The following is a 17,332-nucleotide window of genomic DNA, read 5'->3' as shown; positions in this document are numbered from 1 at the left end:
CTCAGCCTCGCGTTTGTTGATCCCTTTGAAATCGCGAGCAAATATCTTGATTTTCACCGGCAAAGGCAAGACGGAATTGGGGTTGATTATTTACTGACGAATCCCTATATCAAAAATCAAATCTCGTCAACCATTTTGGGAGCCACATGAAAGCCAAAAACTTTCGCTTCGCCCAGATACTCTTTGCTGCTATCTTAAGCCTAGTCTGTCAACAACACACATTTCCTAAAACATCATTTTGGTGGGGAACTGCTTCACTCGCCGACGATCGCCAACTGCCGTTTCACATGTTTCTTGATCTCACCGCGACGCCTCCTTCCGGCTATTTTCTCGTGGGAGATGAGCGCACACCCATTCCCGAAATCACGCAGCGCGGCGACTCGCTGCTGCTCAATTTTTCGGAATACGGCGCGCTGATGCAGGCGCGATGGCAAAACGGCTGGCTTCACGGCCAGTATTTGCGCTTTCGCGAGGACACCACTTCGTTCACGTTTGTCGCCGGTCCGGCAACGCCGGAAGAAGCAGCGCGCGCAGTAAAACCCAGCGTGCCGCCGGTCGGCGCCTATCGCGTTTATTTTGAATATGACAACGGCATTGACAGCGCGAGCACGGCAACTTTCTGGGTGAAACATGATTCGATCTTCGGCACGATCCTCGATCCCAGCGGCGATTACGGTTTATTGGCAGGCGTGCAAGATAAAAATCGCGTGCAGCTCAATCGCTTCACGGGCTGGCAGGCATTGCTGGTCGAATTGGAACAAACACAGGGAGATTGGGCCGGCAGGCTTTATGTTCGCTCCGAAAAGCCCTCTCATTTCAAACTAAAACCGCTGCGCGAACTGCCGGCGCCGGCTCACAACCCGCGCCAGACGCGCATGAAAAATCCGGCAGCGCCGTTTCAATTCAGCGGCGTGACGCTAGCCGGAGATTCGCTCACCAGCGCCGATCCGCGCTTGCAGGGCAAGGTTTTGTTGCTCGACATCATGGGCAGTTGGTGCCACAATTGCATGGATGCCGCGCCGCTCTTGCAGCAGCTTTATGAAGAATTTCACGGCGACGGTTTGGAAGTGATTTCGCTGGCCTTTGAAATCAAAGGCGATTTCACTGCCGCGCAAAAGAATCTCGGCATGTTTCAGCAGCGTTACGGCCTCACCTTCCCCATCATTTTCTGCGGCAGCACCGCCAAAGCCAACGTGCAAGTCCGCCTCTCAAATCAGTTAGATGATTTCTTTGCATATCCCACCACGATTTTCGTTGGCCGCGACGGCCGGGTGCATGCGATTCACGTTGGTTTCCACGGCCCGGGAACCGGCGAGCGCTATCAGGCGCAGATGCGGCACTATTATGAAACGGTGAAAGAGTTGTTGAAAGACGCTTCACGAATGCAAATGCATTCGAGCAAGTGAGTCCGGGAAAATTTTATAGCAAAGCTATCCGGCGTTGGTTATATTGCGCCATGCCCAAATTCATTTTAGCGCGCTACATTCTGCGCGAACATGTCGGCCCGTTTTTCTTCGCGTTTTTTATCATCACGCTGTTGTTCCTGCTCAATCTGCTGTTTCGTGAATTGAGCCGCATCTTGAGCAAGGGCCTGCCGTGGCCAGTGGTGCTTGAATTTTTCATGCTCAACCTGGCGTGGATCGTTGCGCTGGCTGTGCCCATGGCCGTGCTCACCGCCACACTCATGGCTTTTGGACGGCTGGGAGCGGACAACGAAATTACCGCAATGGAAGCCAGCGGCGTGAGCATTTATCGCATCATCCGTCCGGCAATCATCGCTGCCGCCGGCCTGACGGTTTTTATGATTTGGTTCAACAACAACGTGCTGCCGGATTTCAATCACCGTACGCGACTACTCGGCAGCGACATCGCGCGCAAGCGACCGACCATCAGCATCGAGCCCGGCGTGTGGTATGATGACATTCCCAATTACGGCTTGCTCGTGCAAGAGCTGGAAGACAGCGCGGGCGTGGCGAAAGCGCGCAACCTGCTCATCAATGACTATACCAGCACGGAGTTGAGCCGAACGATTTCGGCAAAGCGCGGCTTGATCGAGTTGAGCCAGGCGAGCGGGGCGCTGGTGTTGACGCTCTTTGACGGTGAAATGCAGGAAATCGACCTCAAGAAGTCCGAAGAATTTCGGCGCATTGCGTTTCCGCGGCATAGAATTTCTATTCCGGTCGATGACATGTTCCTGAGCCGCAGCGAGTCGGAATATCGCGGCGATCGCGAAAAAAGCGCGGCATACATGCGCGACGAAGTGCAAAAGAATCGCAATGAAATCGCCGAAAGCCACAGGCAAATCAACGCCGCTGTTGCACTCAGTTTGCCGCAGCCGCTGCGCCAATGGCTCGATATGCCGGAAGATTCCACGACCGCGGCCGCCTCGCCGGAAGATATGCAACCGTTGCCGGGCAGCGCCCTAGCCGCGCGCGAACGGGCCAACTTGTCCGTAGGCCAAAATCATTTGCAACAGAATTCCGGCGGACAAACGCCAAAGGCGCGCCTGGTCGATCTTTTGAATACGCAACGCCATGTGCAGGCGCAAGTCAATCGCCAATTGGCTTCGATTCAACAAGACCGGCGCCGGATTGAATCCCTGGACGTCGAGATTCAAAAAAAATACTCCATCCCGGTGGCCTGCATCGTGTTCGTGTTGATCGGCGCGCCGCTCGGCGCCATGGCGCGGCGCGGCGGCATGGCAACCGCCGGCGGTTTCAGTCTGCTCTTTTTTTTGATTTATTGGACCTCGCTCATCAGCGGTGAGGATTTGGCGAAACGCCAAATCATTTCTCCGTTCATGGCAATGTGGTCGGCCAATATCATCGTCGGTATCGCCGGGATTTTTTTTCTCATGCGTTCAGCAACGGTGCGCGCCACCGCGGATTTATCCTGGCTGCCGCAAATCTTCAAACGGCGCACAACTTCAGCAGCAAGTTCAAACTGGCGCAACGGCGACTCATTGCCGGCAGAATCGAATACAACTGCGCAATAAAACAAAATACCTGTGCTTGACGTTTTCGCCCGGTAATTTTCCATTTACGCTTGCAAATATCAATAACCACTTGTTTGGCATCGTATGCGCTTGCTCGATCGTTACCTCATTCAAAAATTCCTGTTCATTCTGGCGTTCTCGCTGGTGGCAGTCATCAGCATTTTTATCATCATCGATTTGGTCGAGCGTTTATCGGATTACATCGACCGGCAGGTGCCGGCCGTGGTTATCGTGAGCTACTATTTTTATTTCATTCCCTACATCATCGTGTTGATGCTGCCCATCGCGATGCTGCTTGCCTCCATGTTCAGCATTGGACAGCTTGGCAAATACAACGAGTTGACCGCCATGAAGTCCTCCGGCATTTCGATGTATCGCATTCTCGCACCCATTTTCGGGTTGGCCCTGTTCGTGAGCCTGCTCATGCTGGCTTTTGCGGAAATCGTGATGCCCGAGGCCAATCAACGCAAAGCCGAGTTGAAAAGCCAGTATATCGATCGCCTGCCGCGCAATTTGCCCACGCGTCTCTCGAATCTTTATTTGCAGGAACGCCTGCCCGAGCAGCAGAACGGCGCGCCTGCAAACGGCGGCCGCAGCCGGCGCGTGTTCATCGGCTATTATAACGCCGCGGACAGCAGCGCCAACAAAATCAGCATTCAGGATTATGAGGGCGTCTTCATCGTGCACCGCATCGATGCGAAAATGATGCATTGGCGCGGCACGTATTGGCAGGCGGTCAACGGGTATCAACGCACGTTTACCGGTGAAAGCGAAACCGCAACACCGTTCGACACGCTGCAATTGCCGCAGCTTTCTTTCACGCCGCAAGTGCTGGTCAAAGTGCAAAAGGACCCCGAAGAAATGTCGTATCGTGAGCTGAACAAGTTTATTGCAGAAGTCGCCGACAACGGCGGTGATCCGCAGCGCTGGTACGTCGATCTTTATCTCAAAATTGCCTTTCCCTTCACGAGCTTCATCATTGTATTGTTTGGCGCGCCGCTGGCTGCCGGGCGTGTGCGCTCCGGCGGCGCGGTGGGCGTGGCGCTCACACTGGTTATTACGTTTCTCTATTTTGGCATGGTCAAAACCGGGCAATCACTCGGCCAAAACGGCTCACTTCCGCCGCTCATTGGCGCGTGGTTGGGAAATATGATTTTCTTTTTGGGGGGAATGTTTGTGTTATCGCGCACCCGCACGTGAAATTTCGATGGATCTATGTGGTTTGGCGCGGGGTATGACGAAGAAGAGAAGGAAGCAATGGGAATAGACGTCAGGCTGCTCATCAATTTCAGAGCAGAAAAATTGGAGTCTAAACGCTTTGTCTATTTACTACTCGGAGCATGATAAAGCTTAATTGAGAAATGAAGAAAATTCCCTATTTTAGCGGGTTTTGATTAAGGAAAAATTAAAGTATTTCACTCTCCGAGTAGTAAAATCCGTGTTTCATCTGTGTCAATGTGCAGTTTTCTCACGCGGCGACTGATATCGCCGTTATTCTCTATTGGAGTTTTTGTTTTGGGGGGAATGTGTGCAACGAACATGGAGGTTGAGAAGATGCTTCACCCCTTCTGAATCAACTCGAGAATGCGTTCAAGATCGTCTGAGGTATAAAACTCGATTTCAATCGTCCCGCCCTTGCCCTTCTTCTCAATGCGAACTTGCGTGCCCAACGCGCGGCGCAACATATCTTCCGCCTCCTGCACATCTGCGGTGACGTTGCGCGCTTTTTTCTTGGCAGCTTTACCCGCGCCGCCATTTTCCGCGCGCGCGAGTTTTTCCACCTGCCGCACGCTCAGTTGATTCTTAATCGTCTTCTTCCACAGCGCAAGCTGCTTTTGCTTGTCCGGCGCGGCCAAAATCGCGCGCGCATGGCCGGCAGATAACTCGCCTTTCTTCACGCTCTCTTGAATCGGCTCCGCGAGTTTCAACAGCCGCAGGGCGTTTGCAATCGTCACGCGGTCTTTGCCGACTTTTTGCGCCACCACTTCCTGGGTGAAATCGCATTCTTCGATTAATTTCTGATAACCCAGAGCTTCCTCAATCGGGTTCAAATCCTCGCGCTGCACGTTTTCTACGATCGCCAGCTCGAGCATTTGCGTATCGTTTTTCACGTCCAGCACGAACGCCGGCACGCCTTTGTAACCCAATTCTTGCACCGCGCGCAAACGGCGCTCGCCGGCAATCAATTGATAGCCGGAGCCGTGCGGCCGCACCGTGATGGGCGTGATCAAACCGTTTTGCGAAATGGATTGTTTGAGTTCCGCGAGGCGGGCAGAGTCGAATTCCAGGCGGGGTTGAAAGGGATTGGCCGAGATCTTGGCAATTTCGATCTCACGAACCGCATCTAACTTGCCGCTGTCGGTGTTGCTAAGCTCGGGAATGAGCGCTTGCAGCCCTCTTCCTAACCGGTTCGTAGCCATTCTTTAAGATCTCGGTTGCCAAACTCATGTAATTTTCCGCGCCGCTGCACACCGCATCATAGAGAATGATGGGCTTGCCGTAGCTCGGCGCTTCACTCAAGCGAACGTTTCTGAGAATCGAAGTTTTATAAACTTTGTCACCGAAATATTTGCGCACGTCGTCCGCAACTTGCCGGCTGAGATTGAGGCGGCCGTCGTACATCGTGAGCAACACGCCTTCGATTTCGAGGCGTGAATTAAGATGCTTTTGCACCAGGCGTATCGTGTTCAACAACTGACTCAAGCCTTCGAGCGCATAGTACTCGCACTGAATCGGAATCAAAACCGAATCAGCCGCGGTCAACGAATTCAACGTGAGAAGACCAAGTGAGGGCGGGCAATCGATGAAGATAAATTTGTAGTTTTTTTCCAGCCGCGACAGCGCGCGTTTGAGAATTTGCTCGCGCGACAGCGCGCCGACCATTTCAACTTCCGCGCCGACCAGGCGCACGTGGGAGGGCAACAAATCGAGGTACTTGAGATCGGTATTGATGATGGCTTGATTAATGTCGAGATCGTTGATAAGGACTTCGTAGATGCTGTTGCGCACTTTGCGCGGGTCGACTCCAAGGCCGCTGGTGGTGTTGGCCTGCGGATCGATGTCCACCACCAACACGGGATTCTCCGCTACTGCGATGCACGCCGACAAATTGACGGCTGTCGTCGTCTTGCCTACGCCGCCTTTTTGGTTCGAAATCGAAATTGTCCTCGCCATGATTGCCGTATCTCCTCACGAAAGATGGCACAAAGTTAGGCGAGTGTGGCCTGAAATGCAAGCCTAATTTTTACAGACGGCTAGGATTTGTCAATTCCGGCTACTGGACAGATGTACAGCAACTAAATATTGTGTATATCCGAAATTTGGCAGGGAGTTCAACGGGATTGTCGTCAGATCAGCAATTGCTGACTAACAGTTACGGTTCGATGCCAACAATCACCAATGGCACGGCGGGAACACCTCGCCCCTGACGAACAACGTTGTAGAATTCTCCTTCAAAATACGCTACACCTGAACTCATTTGACTTTGCAGGCTCTTCATCGGCAAAATCTCGACCCCGACATCAATATGATCCCCAACATAAAAAGCAAGATGCTTGACAAACAAATCGTAAGCAACAAAAGAGTATTTGCCAAACTGAACTTCAATAGCAACGCGATCTTTAACGAAATCCGTTTGATTATAACTGTAAATAGGCTTTTCACCCGCGGCTTCAATTTCCTTTTTTGTTCATCTGAAGCCATGGTCAATGTCTTTCGAATGAGCTTTTCACTCTTGGTTACCCAGTAACTTACCCGACTTTCTTTCCAGTTCTTAATTCTGAGAAGTTCCTTGAAGTTTGCATTCATGGCTATGGGACTATACAAAAGCTTGCCTTTCATACCTTTTTCATTAGAAACCTTTGTTCTGCAGGCTTCGGCATCTATAGCTTTTATGACCGCCTTTATTTCTTTCCAAAGAATTGGTTTATGCACTAAAAGGAACTCAAGACCGTTAAGATGAGAATATGTCTGAATAATCTTCACGAGATGCCAAACTTTCTTTGTTATTCAATCAAAGACAACTGTGAGGCGTGCTGTTTTCTTGTCCAGGGAACAATCGTCATACTATTTCCTGCCTTCACGGGATCATAAATTGGTCGATTCATTGGCCTAGTTTTCAAAATCCCTCGCGATTCCTGCTGAACCCTGTCATGAGCAATCTTGATGTAGTCAGGGACAACTTCAGCGCCAACTCCTTTCCGTTCATGACGAATAGCGGCTACAATCGTTGTGCCGACCCCCATGAATGGGTCAAAGACCCAATCGCCTTTATTCGTGAGAGATAGAACCAGGCGCTCAATCAATTCGACGGGGAATTGACAAGGATGTATAGTCTTTTCAACATGATTACTTTTAACATTGGGAATAGCCCACAGATCTCCTGGATTTTTTCCAAGAGGGTTGCCGGAGTACTGGCCGGCTTTGGGCCCCTTGAAGTGCTTTTTGCCTGGATACTTTTGAGGAACGCGAATTGCGTCAAGATTAAACACGTATTCATCTGATTTAGTGAACCAAATAATTGTTTCGTAGCGGCCAGAAAATCTTTTTTTACAATGCAACCCATGTTCAAAGTGCCACACAATACGATTGCGCAATTTGAGGTTAAGTTTACTGAATATTGGAAAAAGAATAGTATCTAACGGAATAATTGCACTATTCTCAACGTAGTTTCCAACTTGCCAACAGATGCTGCCCGTCATCGACAGAACCCGCACACACTCTTTGATAATTAGCTCTTGTTGTTTAATATACAAATCTAGTTTCAGCCTGCGTTCGTATTTTTTACCAATGTTATACGGCGGAGAAGTAACAATTAATTGAAGTGCATTGTCGGGAATTTGTTTAAGTAAACTCAAACAATTTCCGGGATGGATAATTACTTGGGCTTTGTCGGTAAAATTTGAGGTAATTTCAATCTTCTCGAACATGCTAATGCTCTCCCAACTCAGTCAGCAAAAAGGGGATTATTGTTATTTCGCTGTAAGTTCAAATCGAGACGGATGTAATTGTATTTAAATTAAACTACCTCGCTCAAAAACGCAAGGCAGAAAATTCTTAATAATACGACCCTCCAAACACACTCGACCGCCCACCGCGCTTTTCGAGTTTGATATCCTGCAACGGCGATTTCAAACTGATGCTCATGTAAAAACTCTGGCGCGTGCCCGAGGGAATCCACGTGACGCGCATCTCCCAGCAATGCAAATCGCGATACACGCTGTAGCTTTGATAGATAACCGCCTTTTGCACCAGGTCGAATTGCGCGGAATAATCCAGGCTGAGATTTTTGGTCAATTGCACGCGCGCGTTGCTGAGATTGAGTTGCGCATACTTCGTGGGCCGCAGCGGATTGGCGCGGCTCAAGCTGTAGCTCAATCCAAAATTTGCGCTCCACGGCACTGACGCATCAACATAATCTTGTTGTGGAGAAAAGGGGCCAAACGGCGACGGCGGTTGCGCCAGCGTTTCGTCCTCATCAAAAACATTTTGTGAGGAAACCGGAGCCGCTTCCGGCGCGCCGCCGGTTTTCCCTTGCAATTGAATGCTCGCACTCAACGAGGCGCTGGTGAGTCGGAGATAATTTCCGCTGAAGATGCCATTTTTCTTCCACAGCAAACGATGAATCTCCGTGCCGGTGGAATCGACGTCATAAAAACTGTGTGAGGCGTTCAAGCTCACCGACACGCCGCGCGCCGGGCTGGCCTGTAAATTGGAAAACAACGGGCTTTGCTTGAACTGCTCGGCAGCGAAGTTGTAACCCGTCGATAATCCGAGGTTGAAGAGATTGATCTTCTTCGGTTTTTCTTCAGAGCCGGTCTTCATTTGAAAAAGATTGTTGAGGCCGAAGTTTAAGCTCGCCACCGTGCCTTGACTCGTGCCGCCATAACGATCGAGCTTTCGGGTTGTGCTGTCGAGCAGCGTCACTTCTTGATAGTACCTCCAAAAACTGCCAGCAAAATCCGGTTGATAAGAGAACGAAATGCTGGGCGACAGCTCGTGGCGCAAGGCTTGAATCGACCAAATTTTTGGGAAAAAAGTACCGTAGAGTTTTGTGTTCGCAGAGGCGGTGTAGTTGAACGTATAGCGTTGAAAAAAACCTTTGTCTTCGCGCGAGGCGAGACTCGAGGAAATCAAAGAAGCGCCGGCAGGAAGGTCGGTTTTGCTAGTATCGATGGCAAAATAATCTTTACGGCGATCAAACCAATCCTCTCGCATCGCAACGGATTGTGAAAGCGAAAGCCAGCCGAAATACTTTGGGCTGTATTGTGAAAGATTGAGCGCGTGATTGGCGCGCCCCAGCGTTTGCTTGGGCGCCGCCACGCCGTTCACTTCCCGGCCGCGGCTGACTTGATAACTCGCATTGCCGGAATAACTGAATTGAATGTTTTGATACCACGGAATCTCTTCCAGGCTGATCGTGCTCACACCGCCGGATTTCTTCTTTTTTTTCGGAGCAAATAGCGGGCGTTGCGGCATGCTGAAGCTGATGGCCGGCAACGTGCGGGTGAACGAGCCGTCCTGCAAATCCTTGCTTTCCGAAAGGTTGAGCGAGAGGCTGTTGTTGCCCAGGCGCGTCGAATACGTCGCCTGCGAGGTCAAGCGTTGGCGAAGCTGTTGATCGCGGTTAGAGGTGGTGTTGTTATAGAAACTCCCGCCGCTGGTGAAGGTGCCGGAGGCATTCAACGACGAACTTTCCCCAATGGGTTGGTTGTGATTCATACGCAAATCCCACGAGCGTTCTTCCGTATCGCTGAGTGCAAAATTTTTGCGCGTGATTGAGCCGCCGATGCTGCCGCGATAAGCATAACGCTTGACATAAGCCAAATCGCCGCGCAGCAGCCAGCCCGAGCGATCATAGAAATCGACGGTGGCGCGCGCGTCAAGATAATCATTCACCGCCCAATAATAGCCAAGATCACGCAGGAAACGGCCTTCGAGCGCGCTTTGGCCGTATTTGGGAATAAGCAATCCGGAATGACGGCCGGTTTTGGTGGGAAACACGGCAAACGGCAGAATCGCCAGCGGAATTTTGCCCAGAAAAAACACCACCGGCTTGGCCACGACCTTATCCTGCACCGTGATTTTCATCTGGCGGCTCCAAAAATGAAAATGTGGATTTTCATCGAGCGCGCAGGTGGTGTAGGTGCCGCTGCCGACGTTCAGCGTTTTATCATCGACGCGTTTGATGCGGGCGCCGTAATAGTGGCCGCCGTCAAACTCTGTGCGCCCGCGCAAGACCCGGCCTTTTTCGGTGGAGAAATTATACTCCATCTGCTCGCCCACAATTTTGTCGCCGCCATCCGAAAACGTAGGGAAATCGTCTTCACCTTCTGCTTTGCCGTTTGCGGCTTCCGTTGTTTTCGGCGGCGTCGTGCGCAATGAATCCGGCAACGGCTCGGCGAGCAGCGTGCGCTTGTCCATGTCAACCGTAATGCGCCCGGCCGTGAGTGTGGCGGTTTTGTATTTCACCACGGCCTTGCCGGTCAAAACAATCACGCGTCCCGGCACAAGAATCTCAATGGCAGAAGCGGTGTAATCGATTGGGGCATCAAGATCGGATTTTTCGGTGATGGGGGAAGACTCAAGGGAATCCGTGGTTATCGAATCCGGTTTGAACAAGGCCGTATGCGTGCTATCGGACCACAGAATTTCCTTGATAGTGGGTTCCTGGGCATACAGAGCCGAAGGCAAAGTAAAAACCGCCGCAAGCAAATGAACGATACGCGAAAACGCGAGGCGAACAAGAATTTTATAAAAAGGCCTCGGCCATGGCAACCGGTAAACTGGCACATCACTTTTCATTTTTATCTTTTGACTCAGGGTTTTCTTTACGGTATTTCTCCCACCACTGCTGCAAGCGTTTGCTCATCTCGACTTCTGCCCCGTTTTGAGAGGGCCGGTAATACAGCGCCTCTGTTAAATTGCCGGGCAAATAATTCTGTTCCACGAAATGCCCGGGAAAATCGTGCGGATACTTGTATCCCAAGCCGTAGCCCTCGGCTGCCAGCAAACCGGTGGGGGCATTGCGAATGTGCAGGGGAATCGGGGCCAACGGCTTTTCCTTCACCTCCTGCGTCGCGGCTTTGAGCGCCAAATATGAAGCGTTGCTTTTGGGCGCAGAGGCAAGATAGGTTGTGGCTTGCGCCAGCACCAATGCGCCTTCGGGCAGGCCGATGTAAGTTATCGCCGTGAATGCCGAGGTTGCGACAACCAAACCCATGGGATCGGCGTTGCCAATGTCTTCACTCGCGAGAATGATCAAACGCCGCGCAATGAATTTCGGATCTTCGCCCGCTTCCAGCATGCGCGCCAGATAGTGCAGCGCGGCATTGGGATCGCCGCCGCGCACGCTTTTGATGAACGCGGAAATCGTGTCATAATGCTGCTCGCCGGCGCGATCATAGTTCAGCGCGCGCTTCTGCACCGCCTCGCGAATATGATCAATCGCAAGAACGCGCTGACCCGAGGCATTTGGTTTCGCGAGCCGGATGGCCAATTCCAGGCCGTTGAGCGCGGCGCGTGCATCGCCGGCGGAAAGCTGCACCAGAAAGCGTCGCGCTTTCTCGTCGATTACAGCCCTGGCATTTTTAAGTTGCGTATCGTTCGCCAGCGCCTGCTCGATGATTTGCAGGAGCGCATCATCGGATAGTGCTTTGAGAGTATAAACCTGGCAACGCGAGAGCAACGGCGAGATCACTTCGAACGAGGGATTTTCCGTGGTCGCGCCGATCAACGTGATGGTGCCGTCTTCCACGCGCTGCAGCAGCGCGTCCTGTTGCGCCTTATTAAAACGGTGAATTTCGTCGATAAACAATACCGTTTGCTTGCCGACTTTGCGGTTATTCATCGCTTTTTGCAGCACTTCGCGCACCTCGCTCACACCGCTGGCGACCGCGCTGAGCATGAAGAAATCCGCCCGGGCTGCGCCGGCGAGCAATTTTGCCAAAGTGGTTTTGCCGCTGCCCGGCGGCCCCCAGAGAATTAGCGAGCCGAATTCACCGCTCTCAAACGCGGCGCGCAAGGGCTTGCCTTGCGCCAGCAGATGATCCTGGCCGACAAAAGCATCGATACGCTGCGGCCGCATGCGTTCTGCCAGCGGCGTGCTGCGCTGCACGTTTTCCTGCGCGGTTTGTTCGAAGAGATTCATGATTAATGACATAAAACGTGATTAAAACTCATCGTCCTCGTCCGGCGCTTGTATCTGTTGCGCTGCCAAATCCTTCCAGACTTGCAAAACCGAAGGATCAACGCCAGCGGCCAGGAGCCGATCAACAACCGCTCCGTCGTCTTGTTTAAGATCCGGAAAAGTTAACAGAAGCATCGCCAAATCCCGCCAATCCGTTCCGGACTTGGGATTTCCACGTCGTTGATGGTAAGCTATCACCTTGCTGGCAATCAATTCCTCTGGCGCCATTACCAATATTTTGTCAATACGTTTCGCCGCTGGCAATTTCGCAACAGGCCTAAGATCGACTAAATGACGATCACCGGATTTACGCGCTTGAAACAAGCGATATCCTCTCCCTTCACCAATTTCTCTCACCCACACGGCAATGTGAAAGCACTTGCTCAAATAATTTCGAAGCTCTTCGGCAAGTTCAGCGGCGCGGGGCGAAAGCAGATCGATATCCTGCGACATGCGCGGCTCACTGACATAGGCGTTTACGGCCTGCGCGCCAAATAAAACGGCATCGTTGCGGTCGTGCAAAAACTCCAATACCGCCTGGTGAAGGCTGGCCAACGGCAACGATTCACGCATGACAAACTCTCGAAATGTCAAAACACCGGCATTGATCATTTTGGCGCTCTCGGCATTCAAAATAAGGATAGTACACCCGGACGCAGTACTTGTCGAGCATTACTAAAATGCGGGATGGCAAAATTCGTATTCAAAAACCAACCCGGGCTCAAAGGGGCTCGCTTATTTTTTCCAATATAACGGGATGCGTGTGGAGAAGCAAGGGCATTTATCTATCCATAAAACGAGTGACACACGGCTGCAATTTACTGAAGAACCGCAAAACAAAAGCCCACTTCGTCATGAATAATGAAGCGGGCTGAATAAAAGCTCAAAGACAATGTAATAAGAATTGACAAAACCTCTTTGGTGATTAGACAAGCTCCGGAGACGTATCTTGAGGTGTCATCGAAAAATCAACACTTAAACAGAAAGTGCTTCGCGGACATCTGACGGCTACTGGCCGGATTTGATCCCGGCCACTATTCTGCGCCGGTGAATGATCTCTTCAAGTAAATCGGTATCAACGAGCAAAAAATTATCGACACCTGACAACAAGCTTTGATACCACCTGCCCTGATAACTGACCTTGTTTGTCCAAAAGGTTTTATCTACTTCATATTCGCCACAGAAGTTGGGAGTAAATTTCAGCGTAAGCTTTTTTATTAGTGAAGGATTGGTGCTTTTCGGAGCTTCAAACTGAACCCAAATTGCAAAGGTGGGCTCTCGGCACCAGAGTGACCAATCATACTGCACGTCAATTGGCTGCCCCCATATGAAGTGCGGAAAAACAATCTCATCCTGAACGACCGTCCGCTTCAAATCTAATTTTCGAGTTCCGGTTACAGTGCTTTCACCGTCATGTCTAACCTCTTGCAAAATTAAAGCGTTCTCAAGGCGGAATTCTAGTCCTCTAAGCTCTTCGCGGCTAATACCAAAGTACCGGATCATGTCGCAGGTTAGCCGCTGAGGCGTATGCTTTTGCGGCACAACAACCTGACGCTCTACCTGACGATAAACGTATTGTGTTTGATAACACCCGCAAGTGCATGCGAACAAGATCGCCGCAGCAATTCGCAAAAGCCCTGAATTCAATGCCGTCATATCGCGCCCTCCGTATTAATATATTCATCCCAGACTGCGACATTTTCCAACGTTCGAGCAAAGTCATTTAATTCTTTTTAAAGCCAATATCACCGCAAACCGGCAGCCAGCGCAGAACTGTTTAAAAATCTGCATGAAGAGCCGTTAAAATTTTCTATGATGCTCTAAAAACAAGATTATGGGAAAATCATCAGGCGAGAAGAAGTTCCAGGAACCTTCCACAATCTAAAAGCCAAAACTGAAAAGACAAGCCAAAACTTCAAAACCGTTGCAGCGATGCCCTTTCATGTCAAAAAACTCTTGGTCAAATGCAAGATTTCAGCGCGCTCGCGCTCGGGCAATTTTGCCAGTGGCGTTTGCATGAAATCGATACTCTCGCGCTGGCGCAAAACGGACGCCTGTTTCAGCAATTCATCCATCCACGGCTCGACCAGTGGTTCGGTGCCGGCATTGGCGCATTGTGCGACTATCCATTTGCCGATCTTCTCAAATACAAACGGACAAATGGGGCTGAACGCCGACTGCATGCGCGTCATCACGGCCGCGGTTGCTGCGGTCACAGCGCCGAGATTATGCCCGGCCTGCCGCCGCGCCGAGATGAGGTTAACGTAACGGCCAAACGCTTCGATCATCTCGATTAATATAACCGCGGCATCGGTGTAACGATGTTCTTCATAGGCGCGCCGCGCTTCTCCCGCCGCCGCAGTCGCCTGCGCAATGATGAATTTGTCCGCCGGCCGCGCCTCGCCAACGTGCCAAGGCTCGCGCAACATGCTGAATAATCCCGCTAATTTTGCCGTCAACAGATGCACGGATTTGCGGCCGCGCTTGAGTTTGCTTTCGGCAGCGGTGGCGGCTTCTTGAAAGCCGTTTTCGACACAGAGCAGATAACCGAGGCGCAGCGCATCTGCGCCGAAGCGGCGAATCAGCGTGCTCGGTTGCACCACGTTGCCGAGGCTGTGCCGCATCGGCCGCCGCACCGCGCGGAACAGAAAGCGTTCCTCATCATGCGCTTCCGGGCTGACTTCGGCGCGCGTTTGCAAAGCGCGCTCGGAGATTTGCAAACGGCCATGTACAATGATATGCTGAAACGCCGGGCGGCCGGTGATCAACAATGCGACGATTTGCGAGGGCGCGATCCAGCGCAACAGCAATTCCGGATCGACAAAGACTTCGTCAATCGGAGCAGGCGCGGGTTGCGCCGGCCAGCCCGCGCCTTGCAGCGCCCACGCGGCCAGTGAGAACCACGTCGAAAACACCGCGCCCGGATGGCCGGGGATTACATTGCCCCACCACTGTTGCCGCGAGATGCACCACGGTTCCAAATTCTCAAGATGCGCCAGCACGCGTTCGCGCCAGCGCGTGTGCGAAAACTGCACGGCGCCCGTTTCAATCGCGCGGCGCAAATGGCCGGCGCCATTTTCAACGTTGACAAAGAACTGCTCGGAATAACGCTGATAGACCACGGCCTCGCAACGCTGGCAGCGGTGCGCATCAATGGCTTCATGTCCGGCAATTTGCGTGGCGTCTGCGCCAATATGCCCCAGCACTTTGCGGCGCGCTTCCTCAAGCGATAGCTCGGTATAACCGGCGATGCTCACCGCGCCTTTTTCATCGAATACGACCACGCGTTCGCGAATGCCGGCGTCACGCGCGATTTGATCATCGCTGCGGTTGTGCGCCGGCACCAAAAAGACGGCGTCTGCCGCAAGCTCATCAACAGCGATGATTGGGACGTCATTGCCGTTCACCGGATGCTTCGCCTGTTGCCCGGCAAATTTGCCAAACGTCCCGGAGGCTTTAACCGCCACCGCCACTGCGCCCAAAACCAATTCCGGAAAATGGGTTTTCGTCTCGACTGCGCCCGCTTTCGTGCGAAAACGAATGCTGTAATGATGATCGATTTTCAGTTTGCTGCGGCCGACGTCCGAGGACACCAAAACCGTTTCGCAGCGCGGGCAATGATACGCCCAGCGCTTTTCACGCACCAGCAAACCGGCATCTTTGAGGCGGTAAAACAATCGTTCACCGCTGCGCTTGCCGGATTCCGCCATGGGATCGAGCCAGGCCGGCGGATCGAAACCAATGCCGAGCTGCTGCAATTGTTCGCGAATAGCGGCGTCGTTGCGATTGTAATAATCGCGGCATTTCGCGATGAAATCTGCGCGGCCAACTTCTTCACGCTCATAAGGCAGTGACCGCTCGATTGCCAACTGTAACGCCAGCCCGCCGTGATCCGAGCCGAGCACGCGCCGCGGCCGTTTTTCCGTCAACATTTCAAGCGCACGCGCACGCACATCTAGCAGCAGCGGCGACATGAATGAGGAAAGATTGGGACTCGAAATCGCTGAAACCGGCGCAGCGGCAATGGCTTTCTCCTCGCCGCGAAAGCGATTCTGTTTTTCCCAAGTGACGCAAAGCACCGGCTCGTCGATGGGCGGATCGAAAAGCGTTCGCATTATCTGCCGAGAGGCTTCAGCTAGCTCGGTCGAACCGGCTTGCGGTGAGCCTGCCGAACCCACTTGTGGTGAGCTTGTCGAACCAGCTTGCCGTGAGCTTGTCGAATCGGCCCAATTCGAAGCAATCAAATGATCGATGATGCGGCGGCCGCGGTGTCCGAGAATCGGGTGCAGCTCGCTGGCCGCGACGTCTGCCAGCTCGTTCGCGGCTTGCGTCGGCGGAATAAAGAGATTGTGCGCATGCCGCAGCACGCGCAGCGTATCGGGATAGACGCGCTCGGCGGCCACGCGAATATCGTCCTGCAAATAGCCGTGCCATTCGTCGCAGCAATTGGTAATGCCCATGCGGTTGCACACATAATCCGGCACGAAGCTGATGCCGCGCCGCCACAGGCGCTCGGGATCGTAACGTTCTTCCAGCAAAATATTGTTGGCTGCCCCGCACACCAGTTTCACTTTCAAGCGCGGAATCGTTTGCGCATTGATCACACCCCCGCGCGCGCACGGCGCGAGAATGTCGGCCTCGAGATCGAAAATTTCATCCGGCCCCACCACCTGCAAGCGCGGCTGCTTGGCTTTGAGCGCTTGAATCGCCTGCTCGTTCACATCCGCAATCCAGACGCGCGCGCCGAGATCATTGAGCAGCTCGATCAGGGGGCGGCCCACGTTGCCTGCGCCTTGCACCGCCACGCGCACGCCTTTGAGATCATCCGAGCCGGTGAGAAAATGCCACGCGGCCTGCAAGCCGCGCAACACGCCTTGCGCGGTGAAGGGTGAAGGATTGCCGCTGCCGCCGAGTTTTTCAGAGATACATGTCGTGAAACGATTCTGGCTGAGCAGCGCATCCATGTCCGCTGTTTTGGTGCCGACATCTTCCGCGGTGTAGTAAATGCCGCCCAGGCTCGCCACGAAACGGCCATAGGCTTCGAAGAGACGGCGGCGCTCCGGGCCGGGCGGCAACTCATCCGGCATGTTGAGATTGGGCGGCAACGGAATGATGCCCTTGCCTCCGCCCCACCACAAACCGGCGAGCGC

General features: G+C 52.7%; 11 protein-coding genes and 1 pseudogene. 3 read left to right on the top strand and 9 right to left on the bottom strand.

Features of this window, described 5'->3' with window-relative positions:
* Window positions 1-146: 146 nt before the first annotated feature.
* From FBQ85_01865 to FBQ85_01855, 3 genes are all read left to right on the top strand, one after another.
* Window positions 147-1,406 carry a TlpA family protein disulfide reductase gene (locus FBQ85_01865; GenBank protein MDL1873910.1) on the top strand — a complete coding sequence of 420 codons (1,260 nt, stop codon included), beginning with the start codon at window positions 147-149 and terminating at the stop codon, window positions 1,404-1,406.
* A gap of 50 nt (window positions 1,407-1,456) precedes the next feature.
* Window positions 1,457-2,995: a YjgP/YjgQ family permease gene (locus tag FBQ85_01860; GenBank protein MDL1873909.1), complete on the top strand. Its 1,539-nt coding sequence runs from the start codon at window positions 1,457-1,459 to the stop codon at window positions 2,993-2,995.
* Window positions 2,996-3,079: 84 nt separating this feature from the next.
* Window positions 3,080-4,195: a YjgP/YjgQ family permease gene (locus FBQ85_01855; GenBank protein ID MDL1873908.1), complete on the top strand. Its 1,116-nt coding sequence runs from the start codon at window positions 3,080-3,082 to the stop codon at window positions 4,193-4,195.
* Between the two features lie 359 nt (window positions 4,196-4,554).
* On the opposite strand, the gene FBQ85_01850 is transcribed toward FBQ85_01855, so the two are convergent.
* From FBQ85_01850 to FBQ85_01810, 9 genes and pseudogenes are all read right to left on the bottom strand, one after another.
* Complete coding sequence (locus tag FBQ85_01850; protein MDL1873907.1) at window positions 4,555-5,415, bottom strand: ParB/RepB/Spo0J family partition protein; 861 nt, start codon at window positions 5,413-5,415, stop codon at window positions 4,555-4,557.
* Window positions 5,363-6,169: a ParA family protein gene (locus FBQ85_01845; protein ID MDL1873906.1), complete on the bottom strand. Its 807-nt coding sequence runs from the start codon at window positions 6,167-6,169 to the stop codon at window positions 5,363-5,365. Before FBQ85_01845 ends, FBQ85_01850 begins: the two co-directional genes overlap by 53 nt.
* Before the next feature lie 199 nt (window positions 6,170-6,368).
* Window positions 6,369-6,979, bottom strand: a pseudogene (locus tag FBQ85_01840) (restriction endonuclease).
* A 20-nt stretch (window positions 6,980-6,999) separates the two neighbouring features.
* Entirely contained in the window at window positions 7,000-7,923 is a 924-nt protein-coding gene (locus FBQ85_01835; GenBank protein ID MDL1873905.1) for a site-specific DNA-methyltransferase, read from the bottom strand.
* 127 nt (window positions 7,924-8,050) lie between these two features.
* A complete protein-coding gene (locus tag FBQ85_01830; protein ID MDL1873904.1) occupies window positions 8,051-10,687 on the bottom strand; it encodes a hypothetical protein in 2,637 nt (878 codons plus the stop codon).
* A 100-nt stretch (window positions 10,688-10,787) separates the two neighbouring features.
* Window positions 10,788-12,143, bottom strand: coding sequence for a replication-associated recombination protein A (locus FBQ85_01825; protein MDL1873903.1), 1,356 nt, complete (start codon window positions 12,141-12,143; stop codon window positions 10,788-10,790).
* A 21-nt stretch (window positions 12,144-12,164) separates the two neighbouring features.
* Window positions 12,165-12,794, bottom strand: a complete 630-nt coding sequence (locus FBQ85_01820) for a nucleotidyl transferase AbiEii/AbiGii toxin family protein (protein MDL1873902.1) — start codon at window positions 12,792-12,794, stop codon at window positions 12,165-12,167.
* A 396-nt stretch (window positions 12,795-13,190) separates the two neighbouring features.
* Window positions 13,191-13,838: a hypothetical protein gene (locus FBQ85_01815; protein ID MDL1873901.1), complete on the bottom strand. Its 648-nt coding sequence runs from the start codon at window positions 13,836-13,838 to the stop codon at window positions 13,191-13,193.
* A 284-nt stretch (window positions 13,839-14,122) separates the two neighbouring features.
* A partial coding sequence (locus FBQ85_01810) for a hypothetical protein (GenBank protein MDL1873900.1) occupies window positions 14,123-17,332 on the bottom strand: 3,210 nt, incomplete at its 5' end.

The sequence above is a fragment of the Cytophagia bacterium CHB2 genome (assembly GCA_030263535.1).
In the GTDB taxonomy this organism is placed as follows: Bacteria; Zhuqueibacterota; Zhuqueibacteria; order Zhuqueibacterales; family Zhuqueibacteraceae; genus Coneutiohabitans.
This window is presented reverse-complemented; position numbering and strand designations above follow the sequence as displayed.

Excerpts from the sequence above, each read along its gene's own strand:
- FBQ85_01850 (MDL1873907.1), bottom strand. The coding sequence starts at position 5,415 with ATGGCTACGAACCGGTTAGGAAGAGGGCTGCAAGCGCTCATTCCCGAG.
- FBQ85_01855 (MDL1873908.1), top strand. The coding sequence starts at position 3,080 with ATGCGCTTGCTCGATCGTTACCTCATTCAAAAATTCCTGTTCATTCTG.
- FBQ85_01860 (MDL1873909.1), top strand. The coding sequence starts at position 1,457 with ATGCCCAAATTCATTTTAGCGCGCTACATTCTGCGCGAACATGTCGGC.
- FBQ85_01825 (MDL1873903.1), bottom strand. The coding sequence starts at position 12,143 with ATGAATCTCTTCGAACAAACCGCGCAGGAAAACGTGCAGCGCAGCACG.
- FBQ85_01835 (MDL1873905.1), bottom strand. The coding sequence starts at position 7,923 with ATGTTCGAGAAGATTGAAATTACCTCAAATTTTACCGACAAAGCCCAA.
- FBQ85_01845 (MDL1873906.1), bottom strand. The coding sequence starts at position 6,169 with ATGGCGAGGACAATTTCGATTTCGAACCAAAAAGGCGGCGTAGGCAAG.
- FBQ85_01865 (MDL1873910.1), top strand. The coding sequence starts at position 147 with ATGAAAGCCAAAAACTTTCGCTTCGCCCAGATACTCTTTGCTGCTATC.
- FBQ85_01820 (MDL1873902.1), bottom strand. The coding sequence starts at position 12,794 with ATGATCAATGCCGGTGTTTTGACATTTCGAGAGTTTGTCATGCGTGAA.
- FBQ85_01815 (MDL1873901.1), bottom strand. The coding sequence starts at position 13,838 with ATGACGGCATTGAATTCAGGGCTTTTGCGAATTGCTGCGGCGATCTTG.